Source organism: Bradyrhizobium sp. HKCCYLRH1030, assembly GCF_051168395.1.
Taxonomy (GTDB): Bacteria; Pseudomonadota; Alphaproteobacteria; order Rhizobiales; family Xanthobacteraceae; genus Bradyrhizobium.
In genome coordinates, this window is sequence record NZ_JBNPUY010000006.1 from 384,485 (window position 1) to 401,299 (window position 16,815).

Annotated in this window: 22 protein-coding genes; 12 read left to right on the forward strand and 10 right to left on the reverse strand. The window is 65.7% G+C overall.

The window, feature by feature from the left end; all coding sequences use genetic code 11:
• Positions 1–89 precede the first annotated feature (89 nt).
• Both cysE and ACQR1E_RS20190 read left to right on the forward strand, forming a co-directional pair.
• Entirely contained in the window at positions 90–920 is an 831-nt protein-coding gene (gene cysE, locus ACQR1E_RS20185) for a serine O-acetyltransferase (protein ID WP_315714689.1), read from the forward strand.
• A 266-nt stretch (positions 921–1,186) separates the two neighbouring features.
• Positions 1,187–1,399: a DUF3126 family protein gene (locus ACQR1E_RS20190; protein ID WP_006611186.1), complete on the forward strand. Its 213-nt coding sequence runs from the start codon at positions 1,187–1,189 to the stop codon at positions 1,397–1,399.
• A 448-nt stretch (positions 1,400–1,847) separates the two neighbouring features.
• Here the strand turns inward: ACQR1E_RS20190 and ACQR1E_RS20195 are convergent, their stop codons facing one another.
• Positions 1,848–2,546, reverse strand: a complete 699-nt coding sequence (locus tag ACQR1E_RS20195; protein WP_434897479.1) for a hypothetical protein — start codon at positions 2,544–2,546, stop codon at positions 1,848–1,850.
• 196 nt (positions 2,547–2,742) lie between these two features.
• Between ACQR1E_RS20195 and ACQR1E_RS20200 the strand changes: the two genes are divergently transcribed.
• Together ACQR1E_RS20200 and ACQR1E_RS20205 are read left to right on the forward strand one after the other, a co-directional pair.
• A complete protein-coding gene (locus ACQR1E_RS20200) occupies positions 2,743–3,072 on the forward strand; it encodes a DUF6949 family protein (protein ID WP_009027540.1) in 330 nt (109 codons plus the stop codon).
• Positions 3,073–3,155: 83 nt separating this feature from the next.
• Entirely contained in the window at positions 3,156–3,686 is a 531-nt protein-coding gene (locus ACQR1E_RS20205) for a gamma carbonic anhydrase family protein (protein ID WP_315714687.1), read from the forward strand.
• A 28-nt stretch (positions 3,687–3,714) separates the two neighbouring features.
• On the opposite strand, the gene ACQR1E_RS20210 is transcribed toward ACQR1E_RS20205, so the two are convergent.
• Complete coding sequence (locus ACQR1E_RS20210) at positions 3,715–3,876, reverse strand: hypothetical protein (protein ID WP_315714686.1); 162 nt, start codon at positions 3,874–3,876, stop codon at positions 3,715–3,717.
• A complete protein-coding gene (locus ACQR1E_RS20215; RefSeq protein WP_315749454.1) occupies positions 3,873–4,178 on the reverse strand; it encodes a hypothetical protein in 306 nt (101 codons plus the stop codon). Before ACQR1E_RS20215 ends, ACQR1E_RS20210 begins: the two co-directional genes overlap by 4 nt.
• Positions 4,179–4,253: 75 nt before the next feature.
• Between ACQR1E_RS20215 and ACQR1E_RS20220 the strand changes: the two genes are divergently transcribed.
• The 3 genes from ACQR1E_RS20220 to ACQR1E_RS20230 all read left to right on the forward strand — a co-directional run bounded on the left by ACQR1E_RS20220 (position 4,254) and on the right by ACQR1E_RS20230 (position 5,477).
• On the forward strand, positions 4,254–4,736 hold the full coding sequence (locus ACQR1E_RS20220) for a hypothetical protein (RefSeq protein WP_315714684.1): 483 nt from the start codon (positions 4,254–4,256) through the stop codon (positions 4,734–4,736).
• A gap of 158 nt (positions 4,737–4,894) precedes the next feature.
• Positions 4,895–5,194, forward strand: coding sequence for a hypothetical protein (locus ACQR1E_RS20225; RefSeq protein WP_316192748.1), 300 nt, complete (start codon positions 4,895–4,897; stop codon positions 5,192–5,194).
• A 130-nt stretch (positions 5,195–5,324) separates the two neighbouring features.
• Positions 5,325–5,477 carry a hypothetical protein gene (locus ACQR1E_RS20230; RefSeq protein ID WP_315715000.1) on the forward strand — a complete coding sequence of 51 codons (153 nt, stop codon included), beginning with the start codon at positions 5,325–5,327 and terminating at the stop codon, positions 5,475–5,477.
• A gap of 93 nt (positions 5,478–5,570) precedes the next feature.
• On the opposite strand, the gene ACQR1E_RS20235 is transcribed toward ACQR1E_RS20230, so the two are convergent.
• The 5 genes from ACQR1E_RS20235 to ACQR1E_RS20255 form a co-directional block, all read right to left on the reverse strand.
• A complete protein-coding gene (locus ACQR1E_RS20235; RefSeq protein WP_409977902.1) occupies positions 5,571–6,383 on the reverse strand; it encodes a dienelactone hydrolase family protein in 813 nt (270 codons plus the stop codon).
• Positions 6,384–6,778: 395 nt separating this feature from the next.
• The gene (locus tag ACQR1E_RS20240) at positions 6,779–7,294 is read right to left on the reverse strand and encodes a hypothetical protein (protein ID WP_315714681.1); all 516 of its coding nucleotides are present in this window, start codon (positions 7,292–7,294) and stop codon (positions 6,779–6,781) included.
• A 254-nt stretch (positions 7,295–7,548) separates the two neighbouring features.
• Positions 7,549–7,965: a hypothetical protein gene (locus ACQR1E_RS20245; RefSeq protein ID WP_315714680.1), complete on the reverse strand. Its 417-nt coding sequence runs from the start codon at positions 7,963–7,965 to the stop codon at positions 7,549–7,551.
• A gap of 225 nt (positions 7,966–8,190) precedes the next feature.
• Positions 8,191–8,817 (reverse strand): transglutaminase-like cysteine peptidase, encoded by a 627-nt coding sequence (locus ACQR1E_RS20250; protein ID WP_315714679.1) that lies wholly within the window; start codon positions 8,815–8,817, stop codon positions 8,191–8,193.
• Between the two features lie 332 nt (positions 8,818–9,149).
• Positions 9,150–9,764 carry a PilZ domain-containing protein gene (locus tag ACQR1E_RS20255; RefSeq protein WP_315714678.1) on the reverse strand — a complete coding sequence of 205 codons (615 nt, stop codon included), beginning with the start codon at positions 9,762–9,764 and terminating at the stop codon, positions 9,150–9,152.
• A gap of 183 nt (positions 9,765–9,947) precedes the next feature.
• Here ACQR1E_RS20255 and ACQR1E_RS20260 point away from each other — a divergent pair, with 183 nt between their 5' ends.
• On the forward strand, positions 9,948–10,934 hold the full coding sequence (locus ACQR1E_RS20260) for an MBL fold metallo-hydrolase (RefSeq protein WP_316203810.1): 987 nt from the start codon (positions 9,948–9,950) through the stop codon (positions 10,932–10,934).
• A gap of 205 nt (positions 10,935–11,139) precedes the next feature.
• On the opposite strand, the gene ACQR1E_RS20265 is transcribed toward ACQR1E_RS20260, so the two are convergent.
• A complete protein-coding gene (locus ACQR1E_RS20265; RefSeq protein WP_316164492.1) occupies positions 11,140–11,697 on the reverse strand; it encodes a PAS domain-containing protein in 558 nt (185 codons plus the stop codon).
• A gap of 522 nt (positions 11,698–12,219) precedes the next feature.
• On the opposite strand from ACQR1E_RS20265, the gene ACQR1E_RS20270 reads away from it, so the two are divergent.
• Positions 12,220–13,017 carry a rhomboid family intramembrane serine protease gene (locus tag ACQR1E_RS20270; protein ID WP_315714976.1) on the forward strand — a complete coding sequence of 266 codons (798 nt, stop codon included), beginning with the start codon at positions 12,220–12,222 and terminating at the stop codon, positions 13,015–13,017.
• 275 nt (positions 13,018–13,292) lie between these two features.
• The gene (locus ACQR1E_RS20275; protein WP_315714675.1) at positions 13,293–13,721 is read left to right on the forward strand and encodes a CBS domain-containing protein; all 429 of its coding nucleotides are present in this window, start codon (positions 13,293–13,295) and stop codon (positions 13,719–13,721) included.
• Here the strand turns inward: ACQR1E_RS20275 and ACQR1E_RS20280 are convergent.
• Positions 13,708–14,727: a patatin-like phospholipase family protein gene (locus ACQR1E_RS20280; RefSeq protein ID WP_315714674.1), complete on the reverse strand. Its 1,020-nt coding sequence runs from the start codon at positions 14,725–14,727 to the stop codon at positions 13,708–13,710. The genes ACQR1E_RS20275 and ACQR1E_RS20280 overlap by 14 nt on opposite strands.
• Before the next feature lie 240 nt (positions 14,728–14,967).
• Here ACQR1E_RS20280 and ACQR1E_RS20285 point away from each other — a divergent pair, with 240 nt between their 5' ends.
• Positions 14,968–16,044 carry a hypothetical protein gene (locus ACQR1E_RS20285; RefSeq protein ID WP_315714673.1) on the forward strand — a complete coding sequence of 359 codons (1,077 nt, stop codon included), beginning with the start codon at positions 14,968–14,970 and terminating at the stop codon, positions 16,042–16,044.
• Between the two features lie 81 nt (positions 16,045–16,125).
• Complete coding sequence (locus ACQR1E_RS20290) at positions 16,126–16,296, forward strand: RNA polymerase sigma factor region1.1 domain-containing protein (RefSeq protein ID WP_316170248.1); 171 nt, start codon at positions 16,126–16,128, stop codon at positions 16,294–16,296.
• Positions 16,297–16,815 lie beyond the last annotated feature (519 nt).

Below are 16,815 nucleotides of genomic sequence, written 5' to 3' on the forward strand. Positions count from 1 at the left end.
ATGGATCCCCGGCGTCGCGCAGCCCACTGAGGACATCGTTCCATGCGCCGTGCTATAAGGCCCGCCCACTGAAACTGCGAGAAGCAGCCATGGCTATGCATCAGACCAATCCGCAGCAGGGCAGCAAGCTGGCGACGCTTGATCCGATATGGGATCGGATCCGCCACGAAGCAGAAGAGATCGTGCGTCGCGAGCCCGAGCTTGCGACCTTCATCTATTCAACCGTTCTGCACCACGGCCGTCTCGAGGATTCGGTCGTGCACCGGGTTGCCGATCGTCTCGATCATTCCGCGCTGTCGGGCGACCTGATCCGCCAGACCTTCGACGACGCGCTGCGCGACGAGCCGGACCTCGGCCATGCGTTTCGCGCCGATCTCGTCGCCGTCTACGATCGCGATCCCGCCACCACGCGCTTCATCGATCCGTTGCTCTACTTCAAGGGCTTTCACGCGCTGCAGACGCACCGGCTGGCGCATTGGCTGTACCGCAAGAGCCGCAAGGATTTCGCGTTCTATCTGCAGAGCCGGTCTTCGGCGGTGTTCCAGACCGACATCAATCCGGCGGCGCGCATCGGCCGCGGCATCTTCCTCGATCACGCCACCGGCTTCGTCTGCGGCGAAACGGCCATCATCGAGGACAACGTCTCGATTCTGCACGGCGTGACGCTCGGCGGCACCGGCAAGGAGAACGAGGATCGGCATCCCAAGATTCGTCACGGCGTGCTGATCGGCGCCGGCGCCAAGGTGCTCGGCAACATCGAAGTCGGTCATTGCGCGCGCATTGCCGCCGGCTCAGTCGTCGTAAAGCCGGTGCCGAACAACGTCACCGTCGCAGGCGTGCCGGCGAAGATCGTCGGCGAGGCCGGTTGTGCGGAGCCGTCGCGCACCATGGATCAGATGATCAACGCGATCGGGATCTGAGCCGCGACCGCGTCGGCGACCGCGAAGTCAAGACCTTCTCATCAAGGGATTTTCGTGCCAACACATCGGCGTCTGTGGATTTGACGATCCGCCGTTTGTCTCGGCGGAATGAATGTGAGATCCACGGCGTCCCTTTCAGGTCGTTCGACATCGCCGGCTCGTCTTGCCTCGATCGATGGGCTGGAATGTCGAACTCACAAGGACACGGACGTTCGCGCTGCAACGTCCGCATCATCTGCAAACCTCGCTGTCGATTGGAGATCACCGTGGACGTTCAGGAAGTCAGGAAGCTCGACGCGTATCTGAAGCGCGTGTTCGGCAATCCCAAGATCCGTGTGGTGCCGCGGCCGAAGAAGGAAGACTCCGCCGAGGTCTATATCGGCGAAGAGTTCATCGGCGTGCTGTTCGTCGACGACGAGGACGACGACCGCTCGTTCCAGTTCCAGATGGCGATCCTGGAAGACGATCTGGTCGAGTAGTTGCCGGATGCAGCGGCCCGCATGAGCGCGAAGCGCATGCGGGGACGCTTGCGAAGATGGCGGCGTTGCCAGAACGAATCGTGGTGCAGGCGCGCCCAGGGGCGCGCTCGCGCGGGTTGAGAGAGCAGCTCCCGCAGACCGGCTCCGGCGTGCTTACGCACACGCTGTCAGCACGCAATCCGTCCGCGGATGAGCCCGGCTTCCATCCACGCCGTCATTCCGGGGCGCGCGAAGCGCGAGCCCGGAATCCATAGCCCCAGGACGGCGTGAGACGCGCGATGGCCGTGGCGCATGTGGTCGCCCCAACATCCGCTCGTGAGTATGGATTCCGGGCTCACGCTTCGCGTGCCCCGGAATGACGATCGGAGAGAGTTTGGCAGCTCTCACATTCGACGTCCGTGCGCGGGCTGCGCTCATCCGGGCCACGATTTCAACGATTGCCTACGACCTACTTCACCGCGTGCATCTGCGCAGTCAGCCGCTCCATCGCGCTCGCCACGTCCTGCCATTGCGACAGCCAGCTGCGGGGGTAGCGAAACACGAGATCCGCGCCCTCGACGCGGCGCTCGCTGAGGCACATGCCCGGCGTGGCGGCATCACGCGTGCAGCGGGCGACCAGCAAAGGCTGCTCGGCCGTGAACAGATCCTCCATGTCGTACGCTGTGCCCGCGCGGAAGCTTCGCATGCTCAATCCGTCCTGCACCGGCACGGCCGTCGGATTGAGATAGCGCGGATAGATCGTCTTCAGTCGCGTCTCGGGCGACATTGCGTCGTGATGCGCCGATATCGAGACGAAGATGCGATCGATCGGGTGCGGCGCCTGATCGATCTGGTCGGCGCTGACGTGATGCGGCGCCTCGGGCGGCGTGAGCGAGGGATATTCGAAGCCGAGATCGACGCGCTCCTGCGGCCCCGTATGGCGCTGGACCTTCACCCGGATGGCGGCCGCCGGCACGTTGAACACGGTGCCGCCGATGCTGACCGGCAGGCGCTCGGGCCCCTTGAAGGTGCTGGCGCGCCAGGTCGGCCAGAGCAGGTAGGCGACCAGCGCGATTGCCGCCGCCGCCAGCACGCAGCCCAGGATGATCGGCACGGCATGGCCATGTCCGTTCGAAGGGCGGGCACTGCGGACCGAAAACATCGTCATGGCGGGCAGGGGATCTCAAGGACCGAATCAGCGCCGACTATGCCATGGCGATGCGGCATTCTGCAGAAACTTACCTGTAGGGAGCCGCGCACCGGCCGCGGCCGCCATTAACCCTTCCTTAAGGATAATGTGGCGGGCGCGGTCGCTTTTTGCCAAACCAGCATCGGTCAGTTCTGCAAGTGTGTGAGTGCGTACGATGTCGGCAGAGGCGTTCAATTCCCTGTTCTCGCTCCTCATCGGTTTCGCCTTGGCCGGCGCCTTGGCGAGCGGCTACCAGGCCTATGCCGAACGTCCGCCGGGATTCGAGCTGCTGCAGGAGGGCGTCACGCCCCGGCGGTTCGCCGCGGTGCCATTCCTGGTGTTCGCCGCGCCCTTCATCATCATGCGCAACACGCTGCGCGGCGCCCGCATCGAGCGCCGTCGCTTCGAGTTCGTGATGCTGGCGACCGTGATCGCCGGCTTCTGGAGCATGATGTGCGGCACCTTCGTGGTCATGACGCTGCGCGCCGCGGGCGTGCTGGCCTAGTTCCCGTGCCGGGCGCCGCAGCGGCGCTTGCTTGAAATCGCTCTGGGGGCTGTGCCAAGGTCGCCTGCGAACGGGAGACCTCGATGGCCATCTACGAACTCGACGGGCAGGCGCCCGAGCTGCCGGCGGACGGCAACTACTACATCGCCGACAATGCCACCGTGATCGGCCGGGTGAAGCTCGCCAAGGAGGTCACGGTCTGGTTTGGCGCGGTGATCCGCGGCGACAATGACTGGATCGAGATCGGCGAGAGCTCCAACATCCAGGACAACGCCACCTGTCACGTCGATCCTGGCTTCCCGCTACGCGTCGGCCGCAACGTCACCGTCGGCCACAACGTGATCCTGCACGGCTGCACCGTCGAGGATGATGCCCTGATCGGCATGGGCTCGATCATCATGAATGGCGCGCATATCCGCCGCGGCAGCGTCGTTGGCGCCGGCGCCATCATCACCGAGGGCAAGGATTTTCCGGAATACTCGCTGATCGTCGGCGCGCCCGCGCGTGTCGTGCGCACGCTGGAGCCGGCGCAGGTCGAGCGCATGGGCATCGCGGCCAAGGCCTATGTCGCCAAGGGACCGCGCTACACCAAGGGTCTGAAGAAGATCGGCTGACATCACGGCCGATGGAGTCGGAGATTCTTCACGTCCCTTCGGACTCGCCTGCCTCCGCTGCGCTGGCGACACGTTCGTGGCCGCTCGCCCACAGCGCATGCTGTTCGCTGCCGTCCTGATAGGGATTGGCCTCGGCCGGAATGTTCTCGCGCGCGGCGCGCTCGCCCTGTTCGAACGGGTCGGTGCTCATGCTGACGTCCTGCTCCTCTGCTTCGGCTTGTGCTTCGACTGGTTTCTGGACTTGTCGTCGGGCTCGTTCTTGCGTTTGCGCGCAGGCTTGCCTGCGCCATCGCCATCCTCCGCAGCGCTCTTGCGCAGCGCGTCCTTCAGATCCGCCGGTACGCCGTGCTTTTCCAACAGGTCCATGAACGCCTCGTCGGCGAGGTCCTGCAGACTCAGCATCTGATCGCGGCCGAGCTGCTTGAGCTTGTCGAACGTGTCCTCGTCGAAGGCGATCAGCTTGCGCACGGCTCCTTGCTCTCCTCGCCCCATCAATCCTCTCCGATCAACATTCGTTCCGGAACGCGGTCCGTCCGGTTGGGTTGAAGTGTAAAGGGAGACGGTCCCATGGCCAGGTTTTCATTGGGCACTTTGATCGTGATTGCAGGCCTCGGCACGGCCACTGCGGTGTTTGCGCAAGGCGGTGGCGGCGGTGCGGGAGGCGCTGGCGGTGGAGCGAGCGCAGGTGGCGCGGCGAGCGCGGGAGCCGCCGGCATCGGCACGACCGGTACCGCTGCAGGATCAGGGAACGTCGCCGGTCTCGGCAACGCGCAGAACGGAGCCGGAAGCGGCAGCAATCCCTCGCGGCTGTCGCAACCGGGGGCGGCAGCTGCAAACGGGACTAACAGCCTCGGCACAGCGCAGTCGTCCGGCTCGGGCGCAAGCCGGGTGGGGTCGAGCAATTCCGGCGTCACGACCGGCGTGGGTCGTGGAGCGGCGGGAGGCACCGCGGCGACGGGACCGAACCGCGCCAGTGATACCGATGAGCAGGTTCAGCAGGAGAACAAGACGGTCGACCGGAAGGTGAAGAGCATCTGCCGCGGTTGCTGAATATTGCCCGCGGCTCCGGACGTCACGTAACGACATCGAAATCGCGCAGATGTGAGCGGGGTTGCCCGCGCGCCGTTCCAAATCCGGCTTAGAGACATCCCGCTGGGAGCACAGAGTACAATGACGCTCTCATGCCGGTTAAATTTGGAGACGGATCGATGCGCAAGAGATTGATGGGATTGCTGGCGGGCGCCGTAATCGCGGCCGCAATGATGCCGGGCATGGCGTCGGCGCACGGGCCGGGCGGTTTCCATCATGGCTTCGGCCATCGTGGCTTTGGCCCGGGTTTTGGACTCGGGTTTGGCTTGGGTTTTGGTTATCCCGGCTACTACGGATACGGAGGCTATCCCTATTACTACCCGTACACCTACGAGGACCTCGGCGGCTGTTACGTCGCCCGCAAGCGTGTGCGGACAGCGCGCGGCTGGCGCTTCCGCAACGTCGAGGTGTGTGAATGAAGCTTGGGTGAGGCGACCGGCCGATCCGGTCACTTCGCCTTAACGACATCTCGTGACGATTTGTTGCCGCTCCGATCGGCGGAGCGGCGGCGGAGAAGTAGCTGGCGCAACGCTTGCATGGGATCCAGGCATGATCAACACACTCACATCCCCTGAACTCACGTTTGTCTTCATGGGCGTCGTCGTCAGCCTGGGCGCCGCGCTGGTCTGGATGGCCTGGGAGCTCGAGCAGGGCGGCAGGCAGCTGGCGAAGATCCGTCGCGACGATCGTCGCCTGCGCTAACAGCCGACGGTCCGGCGCCCGCATGAACGCAAGCGACATGCGGGAAGCCTCGCGGGCGCAGTCTGACGGGTTCGCTCGCCCGGGCCGCGGCTGTCAGCTCAGCACGCCATATTTCTTGAACCACGCCTGCATCTGCGCCCAGCCGTCCTCGGCGGCGTCCTTGCGATAGCTGGGGCGATAATCGGCGTGGAAGCCATGCGGCGCGCCTGGATAGATCTTGAACTCAGCGGTCTTCTTGTTGTCGGCGAGCGCGGTCTTCATGGCTTCGACGCTGGCGACGGGAATGCCGGTGTCGGCTTCGCCGTAGAGGCCGAGCACGGGCGCCTTCATCTCGGGTGCGAGCTGCGTCGGGCTCTTCGGCCAGGCGGGATTGGGCGGATCGATCAGCGGGCCGTAGAACGCAACGCCCGCCTTCAGCGCCGAACTATGCGCCGCATATTCCCACACGGTGCGGCCGCCGCGGCAGAAGCCGACGATGCCGAGACGCGAGGTGTCGCCGCCCTGCGACTTGGCCCAGGCCACCGTCGCGTCGAGGTCCGACAGCAGCTCCGCGTCGGGCTTGGCATTCACGATCGGCAGCAGGTCCTTGATCTCGGTGATCTTGGTGAGGTCGGTCCCGCTGCGGAAGTAGTAGTCCGGCGCCACGGCGAGCGCGCCGAGCTTGGCGAGACGGCGCGTCACGTCCTTGATGTACTGATGCAGGCCGAAGATCTCCATCGCGACCAGCACGACGGGCGGATTGCTGGCGCTGGCGGGGCGCGCGAAATAGGCCGGCATGTCGCGGTCGCCGACCTTGATCTTCGCATCTCCGGCATTCAGGCCGCTGGTGTCGGTGGTAATGACCTCGGCCCGCACCGGGCCAGCAGCCAGCGTGTAGCCGGCCGTCACGGCAGCGGACGCGGTCATGAAGCCGCGGCGTGAGAAGGGGGCGACTTTTGTCAGCCCGATGACATCGGACGTCAGTGCTGGATCGGCGGACATGGGGGCTCCTCTGCGTCTTACGGGCGCATTGAGCCGAGAATTGACGGGGAAAAGCAAGTCACCAGCCGGAGAGCCGCGGCGTCGGATCCGTTCCGGGCGGTCGAACGCGCCGCCACAAAAAACAAGGCCGTCGGCGCAGTATGGCGCCAACGACCTTGCCAGCCCCGGATATTGAAATTGGCCCTGTGCCATCCTGAAATTGGCTCGCCATCCGGTGAAGGCAGGATGGCGTGACTCCCGGTTTCAATCTGTGAAGCACTTCACAGGATCCTGGGAATATTCGGCGGGAATTCTACGAGCAGGCGTCGGGACCGGCCGTCTCAGGATCGGTTGCGACGATGCCGATGGCCGCCGCGGCTGGCATGGGCGCGGGCGCGGATGCTGCGGTTGCGTGGAGCAGGCGCGGCCTGCTCCGAGCTCTGCGTGCTGGCGAACGACTGGCGCAGGCCATCGATGGAGTCCTTCAGGGTCGAGACCTGGTCCGACAGGCGCTTGGTGTCGGCCTGCTGGGCCGCGAGCAGGCGGCGCATGCTCTGCAACTGCTCCTGCATCATCTGCAACTGGTCGATCGATTCCTGCTGGGTGGCCTCCAGGCCCTTGGTCTTCTCCACCAACTGCTCGGACGCCTGCACCGTGCGCGCCTGCAACTGCCGCGTCACCGCGCCGCGCTCGGCTTCCGGCGCGCCGCCATAGGCACGCCACAACATGATGCCGCCGATGCCCGCGATCAGCACCACGAGCGTCGCGGCTGCGAGCGCGATCGGCTGGGCGCCCTTGACGGGGGCCGGGCTGAGCTTCTCGGGGTAGCGTCTGGTGTCGCGCGTCACCGGATTCATCACGAAACCACCCAAATTGAAAAAGCTTCGGATGCTCCTCCCGAAAACTGGGAGAGGCGAAAAACTCGAGCAGAGAACGCTGTCCGCCCAGCCCGCAAATCGTGCATCTGGCGAACGAACCAAGTCGTCAGCTTTTGATTAGGAAATCCGACAAAAGCGAGGCCTGCAAGCCCGAAATGGCGCGCCCGCCGCATGCACCACGCCGGTTCCGGGGCGCGGTCGCGACCAGCCGAAAACTGCGGCCGGACAAATGCTTACTGCGTTGCGCTGCAGTTCCGGCAGATCGTGAGCTTCTGCTTGAGGCGGGCCTCGTCGGCGAGGTCGGCCGCCTGTTCCTCCTCCCAGCTCATCCGGCCGCGATAGCCGGAGCTCGACTGCGCGGACATCACGTCGACCCGCGAGTCGCCACGGCGCTTCGCGCCTTTGCGCGACGTGCCGATGTCCGGCTCCGTCACCATCTCGGTGTCGGCGTCGGAGGTGGCGACACGGCCGTCCCAGTCGGCCGCAGCGCTCGTCGGCTGCGCGGTAATCACCGCGGGCGTAGCGGCCATCGCCGGCGCGGCTGGGCCGGCCGCGGCCAGCGGTCCCGAGCAGCCGGCGCCGGACATGCAGCAGTTCGCCAGGGTCAGGGCCGCGGCCAGCAAGGTCGCGCTTCGCAGGATCATCATCATGCCGACAACCTAAACCCGACGGTCGAGGGAAAACAAGGTTGGCCGGCCGTTGCCGCGCCCCGCCTGCGACATATCGTCAAAGCAAGGCCAAAAAAAGTTGCGGCCAGGCCTTGGGGGAGGCCTGGCCGCGCGCGAACCGGTCTGGGACGGGGAGGGGTGGGGATGTGACCGGGTCGCGTAACTCGAATTCGTGTCTCGCCTCTCTGATCAGCGCTTGCGGACGCCTTAGCGTTCTCTGGCGCTGGCGGTGGCCACTGCCGGGCGACCGTCGCCGAGCGAGACCCAGACGTTGGGGTCGCTCTGCGACTGCCGCTTGACGAAGCGGTAGCCGGTCTCGGTCCAGGCGACGACGCTCTCGTTCTGATTGTCGAGCACGTACTCGCCCTTGTCGGTCTTCACGGTGAGGACCGCGTGTCCTTCACCCTTCTTGTCGCGCACCACCGTGATCAGCAGCGCCTCGCGGGGCCAGCCGGCATCGATCAGCAGCTTGCGCTTCAGCAGCACGTAATCCTCGCAGTCGCCGTAGCCGTCCGTCGGCAGCGACCATTTCTCGACCACGCCCCAATGGTCCATGTCGGTGATGGGCTTGACGTTCTCGTTGACCCAGCGATTGACCTTTAGCAGATCGCGCCAGGCGGTCTGGGACAGCACGATGTCGCGGGGCTGCGACGCGCCGCCGCGGCATTCCTCGGGCGCCTCGGTGCAGAACTCGACCCAGCCGATCGGCGCCCGTGCGGTGTCGCCCAGGCTCGCATAGAGCACCCGGTCATCACCGGCATGCGCCATCCCGCCCATCGCCATCAGGAAGGCTGCGACCGCCCACCCCGTTGCCTGTCCCGTCCGCTTGACCATTTTGGCCCCCGTTTTCGTTGGGACCATGTGTCTCACAAAGATTTTTCGCTGCCGCTAAATCGCCACGATGGATTTGACGCAAATCCAAGTAAAACAAAGGGCTTATTCGACTTTCACTTGAATCGAATCTAGCTAAAATTTGAATCATTCGCGGTTGAATCGAATGCGCTGCATTAAGCCGGGAACCGCTGCCGTTGCAGGGTCCCCTGCGCTTTTCCCGTCAACTATTAACTGCGCCGGATCACCTGTGCGCTGGCCGAACGCCACACGGCGCCCGTGGTGGCGGACGCCGTGTGCTCCGTGAAGTTGCGGGATTTCAGAGGCTTGCGGCTTTACCGCGCGGTAACGCTGTCTTCGAGCGTTTCGGCGAGCTGGGCGTGCGTGAACTCGATCGCGAAGCCGCCTTCGAGATTTCGCACCACGCGCGCCTGGACGCGGCCGAGCATGACCTGCGATTTCAGCGGCGGCCTGGTCTCGGCCGCAATCGCCGCGCCCGACAGCGACATGTCGATGATGCGGCAGGTCATCTTGGTGCCGTCCTCGAGCGTCAGCACCGCGATCGGGTTGCGCGGAATGATACGGTCGTGGCGGCGATCCTCCGGCAGATTGAGGATGTCGCGATTGGCGAGCCAGGTCAGCTGCGCGGCGAGCTTGTCGCGCTTGCGCGCGGTGGCGCCGATCGTCATGGCGAAGCCGTTGTCGATGATGCGGGTGATCTTGCCCTCGACGCGGCCGATATGGTCGAGATAGGCGATCACGCGGTCGCCGACATTGCCGATGCCGGGCGCGAGCAGCGCCAGCCCGCCCGGCGACATGTTGATCACCTGGCAGGGAAACTCGCGCCGGTCGGGCAGCATGTAGCGGCCGAGCAGGTGGACCTTGACCCGCTGGAAACGGCGGCGCTCCTCGGCGGCCGGAAGAGAGAGTTTTTTGTTCGGCAACGCCATGTTTCGCCACTCAAAGCCGGCTCTTAGCGTGCCGGATGATCCAGTGTTGAAACTAAGTCCTTCACGGTTAATTCAGCGTTACGTTGTGCTCCTGCAGCACTCTGCCGCGGGCCATGACGAGCTGATAGAATGGGCAGGCGCGACATCGCGCCAATGACGCCAACGGAGATGGGAGAGACGTTCATGCGGAGCTTGTTGGGAGCCGTCGTGGCGGTCGTGGTCTGCGTGGTGGCTGGATCGCCGCCGGCCGCGGCAGCCGAGATGAAGGTGACCCTGCTCGGGACAGGCACGCCGACGCCGCGGCTGTCGAGCTTCAGCGCCTCGACCCTGATCGAGGCCGGGCCTGAGCGGCTGCTGTTCGACCTCGGACGCGGCTCCACGATCCGCCTGTTCCAGAAGAGCATCCCGCTCGGCAGCATCACCGCGCATTTCCTCACCCATCTGCATTCCGATCACGTGGTGGGACTGCCCGACATGTGGCTGAGCGGCTGGATCGGCACGCCCTGGGCCTCGCGCAAGGGGCCGATGGTCGTGTTCGGACCGAAGGGGACAGTGGCGATGACGGAGAATCTCACCAAGGCCTTCTCCGAGGACATCCGCATCCGCATCGATGACGAGCACTATCCGCCGGAAGGCGTCGCCTTCGCCGCGGCCGACATTGGGCCCGGCGTCGTCTACGAGCGCAACGGCGTCAGGGTGAGCGCCATCGAGGTCAATCACGGCGAGAAGATCAAGCCGGCGCTCGGCTATGTCGTCGAATTCGACGGCAAGAAGGTCGTGCTGTCCGGCGACACCAAGCCCGATCCGCGGGTGGAGAAGGCGGCGGAGGGAGCCGATCTTCTGATCCACGAGGTGGCGGTGATCGATCCCGAACTGATCAAGACCTATCCGAACTATCGTGCGATCGAGGACCACCACACCTCGCCGGAGGAGGCCGGCAGGATCTTCACCGAGGCGAAGCCGAAGCTGGCGGTCTACTCGCACATCGTGTTCGCCACCGTGAAGCCGGTCCAGGACGTGCCCGAAGAGGCGCTGATCGCGCGCACGCGGACGAGCTATCAGGGCCCGCTCGTGGTCGGGCGCGATCTCACGTCGTTCGTCATCTCGGATCAGGTCGCCGCGTTTGCTCCCGACGGCAGTCCGATCACGCCGCTGACCGGCTCACATTGAGGAGGCGGGACGGCAGCCCAGATCCCGTAGCCCGCATGAGCGCAGCGACATGCGGGGACGTCTGTCCGCCGGCGATTCACCGTCGGCGTGCGACAGCTTCGACGCGGGCACGCGATGTAAGGATGGTCTGTCCCGGATGTCGCTTTCGCCTGCGCCCTTCGGGCTCCGGCTGGCGCTCATCCGGGCCACGAGATCGGCGCTGCACTCAGCGCAGTCCCTCATACACCATCAGGCCGCGGGCGAGCGCGAGCTTGCGCAACGCGCGCGGCACGATCGGTCCGGCGGGCGGATGGATGTAGCGCCATGACACCATCTCCAGCGGACCGAGCGCGCCTTGCGGCGTCTCGAACGGGGCGAGCAGGCCGGTCAGGCTGATCGGCTCATGCGCGCGGGTGGCGAACGGCAGCAGCAGCAGTTCGAAATGCGCGGTCGTGCGATCCGGCGCCTGCGCCGTCACGCCGGCGATCGCCGGCAGCGTCTCTTCGCAGACCACCGCGGTGATCTCCTCGATCTCGCGGCGGCTGGCGGGCGCGAACTGCGCCGGAAAGCTCCTGTCCTTGACGTCGCCGCCGAGCAGGGCGCACAGCCGCGTGCCGGCCATGCGGAACGGAAAGCCGCTGTCGGCATCGCAGGACAAGACGAAGATGTCGCCGAGCAGCTCGCGCACGGCCGACGGCTCGAAGTCGCAGCGCTCCGGCGCCTTGGCATGGCCGCGCCTGTCGTTCCAATAGGCGAAGAGCTCGCGATTGGACGGATGTTTCATCTCGGTGATCCCTCGCGCCCTCGACGTCACGGAGGACATTGCTGTCCCGCTTTCGTCCAGGCGCCTCCCTGGTTTGTTTTCGCAGGAGGGGTGGTGCAGCGTCCATGCCGATGGTGCGATCGTGCCGGCTTTCCCCCGGCCTTCCGCGCGTTAAGGTTAAATTAACGATGAGCTTGGCGGCCGCCGAGCGATCGTTAACAATGCGTTCATCAGATCGCGGCCGGAAGGTGGAAGGTCCGCCGCGATACGGTGAGTTACACGCAGGCGGCGTCAAACAAGTCTGGTCGTCGCGACGGGGCGGGGTGGGGAAAACGACCCCGGGCGCTCCGGACGCGGCAAAGGCCGGCAGGTCTCGGAGGGAGGGTTTTCTCAGAACCCTCCCTCTTTCTTTTGGCGGATCGGCTGTCCTTTCGCCTCCGCGGCCCGGGGCTGCACATCAACTCTGCCGCCATGCGCTTGCACAGGCCGGCCAAAGCCGCCTATCTGACGGATCTGTTCCTCTCGTCGAAGGCGTGCGTTCCGTTGGATTCCCCCTCGTCAGACCTCACGCAGGATCCGCCGCTCCAGCAGGCGCGGGAGCCGATCCTCAATCTGCCGGGCGCACTGACCGCCTACATCCTGCTGATCGCGGTGATCCATCTGCGTGTGCTGCTGCCGGACGAGTGGAACGGCTGGATCATCGACCTGTTCGCCTTCGTCCCGAAACGATACGACCAGACCCTGATGGACGGGGCGTTTCCCGGCGGCACGCCGGCCAAGATCTGGACCTTTTTCAGCTACTCGCTGCTGCACGCCAATCTGGCGCATATCGGTTTCAACGTGCTTTGGCTGCTGCCGTTCGGCAGCGCGCTCGCGCGCCGCTTCGGGGCGGTCCGGTTCTATCTGTTCATGGCGGTGACGGCGGCGGCCGGTGCGCTGGCGCATCTGCTCACGCACGAGCACGCGCTGGCGCCGATGATCGGCGCCTCGGCCTCGGTGTCCGGCACCATGGCGGCGGCGATGCGCTTTGCCTTCGTGAGCGGCAGCTTCCTGTCGTTCACCCGCGGCGATGCCGAGGCGGCGGCCAGGGTTCCGGCGCTGTCGCTGACGCGTGCGCTGCGCAATCCGCGGGTGCTCGGCTTTCTGGCAGTGTGGTTCGGCGTCAACATCGTGTTCGGCATTGGCGGCATCACGCCCGGCGCCGAGGGCGCCGACGTCGCCTGGCAGGCTCATATCGGCGGATTCATCGCCGGACTGATCCTGTTTGCGCTGTTCGATCCCACCCCGCATGTGCGTGACGATGCTGCACCTGCGTTGCCGTCCGACGTGGTCGACCGTTAGGTGCCGCGATCCTGCGCTTGCGAGCGCAGGTGATTTCATTCATCATTTGCGTCCACTGCAACCGGGGCACGATTCCGGATGAACGAAAGCAGGCGATTTGTGCCGCGCAGGCCAGCTTGCGGAGTGCAATGCAACCAAAGCGCGATCAGAAGGATTGGATCCGTTGCATTGCCAGACTGTTGATTGAAGACTCGCTTGACTGACGATCGCTGGAAGCATCGGCCGCAACGACGCCTCGCTCAAGAAGGCACACCGGCCCCTCAAGGAGACGAGCAATGACAGTACGTGCGATCCTCGACACCAAGGGCCATCAGGTCGAGAGCGTCGAGTCCCAGACCACACTCGCCGAAGCCGCCAAGCGGCTCGCCGACCGCAAGATCGGCGCGGTGCTGGTGATGTCGGGTTCCCGGATGGAGGGCATCCTCTCGGAGCGCGACATCGTCCGCGCGCTCGGCGAGCGCGGCGCCGCCGCGCTGACCGAGCCGGTGTCGAACGTGATGACGCGGCGGGTGGTGAGCTGCAAGCCCGCGGATACCGTCGCCTCGATCATGGAAATGATGACCAACGGCAAGTTCCGCCATCTGCCGGTGATCGAGGGCGGCGTCGTGGCCGGCCTGATCTCGATCGGCGACGTCGTGAAGTGGCGCGTCCAGGAATACGAGGCCGAGCAGGAAGCACTGCGCCAGTACATCAAGACGGCGTAGTCGCTCCGCCGCCGGTCGGCGTCACCGCGCCGATCGCTTCCTGGATGGAATCCAGCGCACGTTCGGCCGCCCTCGTGCCGAACGCGATGAGGTCGGCCGCGCGATGAAAGTCGAACCAGCCGATCTGGCCGACACGCGGCGAGATCAGAAGGTCCGGCGGATCGCCCGCGAGGCGCGCGCGGGTGATGCGGTCCTGCATGATGTTGAAGGCGTCGACCATCACCGACGAGATGCCCGGCCGGCCGCCCTCGCCGAAGAACTGCCGCTTCACCGCGCGCTCCGGCGAGAACAGCCTGCGGAAGCGCCGCTTCGGCGGCGCGCTCTCCATCACTGTCTCCGGCACCTCGACCGGCTGGCCATGCGAGTAGATCGTCGTCGAATGCGTGAACACGTCGCTCGACAGGTTGGCGGCGATCACGATCTCGGCGCCGAGCGCGCGCGCCGCCGACACCGGCACCGGATTGACCATGGCGCCGTCGACCAGCCAGCGGTCGCCGATCAGGACCGGCGCGAAGATGCCGGGCAGGGCGTAGGAGGCGCGCATCGCGTCGACGAGGCTGCCATGGGTCAGCCAGATCTCGTGCCCGGTGCGGATCTCCGTCGCCACCGTCGCCACCTTCATCGGCAGCTCCTCGATGGTGACGCGGCCGAGCGAGGCTTCGAGTTGGGCGGCGAGCTTCTCGCCGCCGATCAGGCCGGAGCCGTTGAGGCGGATGTCGAGATAGCCGAGGATGTTGCGCATCTGCAGGCTGCGCGCCCATTCCTCCAGCGTATCGAGCTGGCCGGCCGCATAGGCGCCGCCGACCACGGCGCCGATCGAGGTGCCGACCACGACATCGGGCACGATTCCGTGCGCCATCAGGGTCCGGATCACGCCGATATGGGCAAAACCGCGCGCCGCGCCGCCGCCAAGCGCAAGGCCGATGACCGGCTTGCGGATCGTGCCGAGACCGACATCGGAACCTTCGGTTCCGTTCGCACGGCGTCCTTTCAGAATGTCCAGCACCGAGATCTCCACGCCTACGCAAACTGTGTGCAACGAGTCGGCAACGGACTCATGACGCATGACAGCCTAGCACCAGCCTACCAGAAGCATCCTTTATGCCGGGTCGACGGGAGCGCCGGATGCCGCTGATTTGAACTCTCCGCCGGAGAATGCGACCAAGTCGCGCGCTGCTTACGGGGTTCCTCCGGGACAGTTGAGTAGAGGCTTGAATTTGCCGCGTTTTTGTTCAAAAGCAAGACGATGACGACAGGTCGCGGGTTCACCAGATTCCGGCGCAGCGGGCGGCTATGGCTTGTGCTCGCCTTGTCGTGGCCGCTGACCGGGCTCGTGACGCCGCCGGCCGCGGCGCAACTGTTCAGCGACCGGCCACCGCCGATTCCGCCGGCTTCGGTGCCCGATCCCGGGGCGGCGGTGAGCCTGGCGCCACCCTCCGGCCCCGCCGCCGGTCCCATTCCGCCACCGGCCCCGCAGGTGCTGCCGGGACCGCCCGTCGCCGCGATCCCACCCGGCGCGCCGGCTGCGATCCCGCCGGTTGCTGCTCCACCCGCCGCGGCTCCCAATCAGGGCGTGCTGTCGCTGTCGGCGCGGTTCGGAAAGGACCTGCCGAACATCAATGGCGGTCTGGTCTGGCGCGTGTTCGCCGACCGGCCGGACGAATCCGGCGCCTTCAAGATGCTGCGCGAGGATCGCGGCCCGACGCCGAACATCGTGCTGCCGCCCGGCACCTATGTCGTGCATGTCGCGCTCGGCCTCGTCAGCGCGGTCAGGTCGGTGAACCTGAAGACGGAGACCGATCGCGAATCTTTCGTGCTGCCGGCCGGGGGCCTGCGCCTCGAGGGCAGGGTCGGCACCAGCAAGATCCCGCAGAACCAGATATCGTTTGCCATCTACAAGGGCAGCCAGTTCGACGGCCGCGAGCGGGCGCCGCTGGTGCCGAACGTCGCCGCCGGCGACATGCTGATGCTGCCGGAGGGCACCTATTACATCGTCTCCAACTATGGCGACGCCAACTCGGTGGTGCGCTCCGACATCCGCGTCCAGGCTGGCAAGCTCACCGACGTCACGGTGACGCACCGCGCCGCGGTCATCACCTTGAAGCTCGTCTCCGACAAGGGCGGCGAGGCGCTCGCCAACACCGCCTGGTCGGTCATCAACCCCGGCGGCGACGTGATCAAGGAATCGATCGGCGCCTTCCCCAAGGTCGTGCTGTCCGAAGGCGACTACCGCGCGATCGCCAAGAATGAAGGCAAGGTGTTCGAACGCTCCTTCAGCGTCGTCAACGGCGTTGACGGCGAGGTCGAGGTGCTCGCGCGCTGAGCGGCTCGCACGCGAAATGGCCCCGCAGAAGGACACCGACTCTCCCCGCTATCTATGAGAGCCAGTCTCCGGGAGAGCCGCATGCAGATATCCCACATCATCCGCCAGGCCATCGAGATCGGCGAGCGCAAGGGCTGGATCACGTTCGACGAGCTGAACGCACTTTGCCCGGGTAACACAGTCGAACCCGAGGACATCGAGCGGATCATGCGGGCGCTCAGCGACGCAGGCATCCGTCTCGAGGAGGACTGATGCAAGAACAGCGTTTTTGGCAGGAGCGCGCCTGACCACGGGTGTCGTCCCGGCGAACGCCGGACCCATACCGCGGATGCTATCGGGGGACGTCGCTGTCAGTGGTCCGCATCACCGCGGCCGGTGGCTATGGGTCCGGCTCAAGGCCGGGACGACAGCGGTGATTGTCGAAGCAGTGGTGCGCGACACGACTCGCTAAGTCGTGCACATCTGCCCGTCGGGTTACTTTGTCGCAGTTATTAGTTCTTGTGTCGTCGGGCAAATCAGGTCGATCTTTCCGCGCATCCCGCCTCGAGATGAGGGGCGTATCGCGGTCGTCACGAGACGCGAGGCGGGGAGCGGTGGGCGTAGTGGATTGCAGCGCGAGTCTCTCGTGCCGACGAACAATTCGCTGCGCACGGTCAAGTCGCGCGGTCCTGATATCCCGATGCTGATATCAACCTCACAGCGACGCTCGCGCGTCGTGCGGGGCATGGTGGCCAGAAAGCCCGGCGCACCAGGGAGAACGCGAAGCAGCCG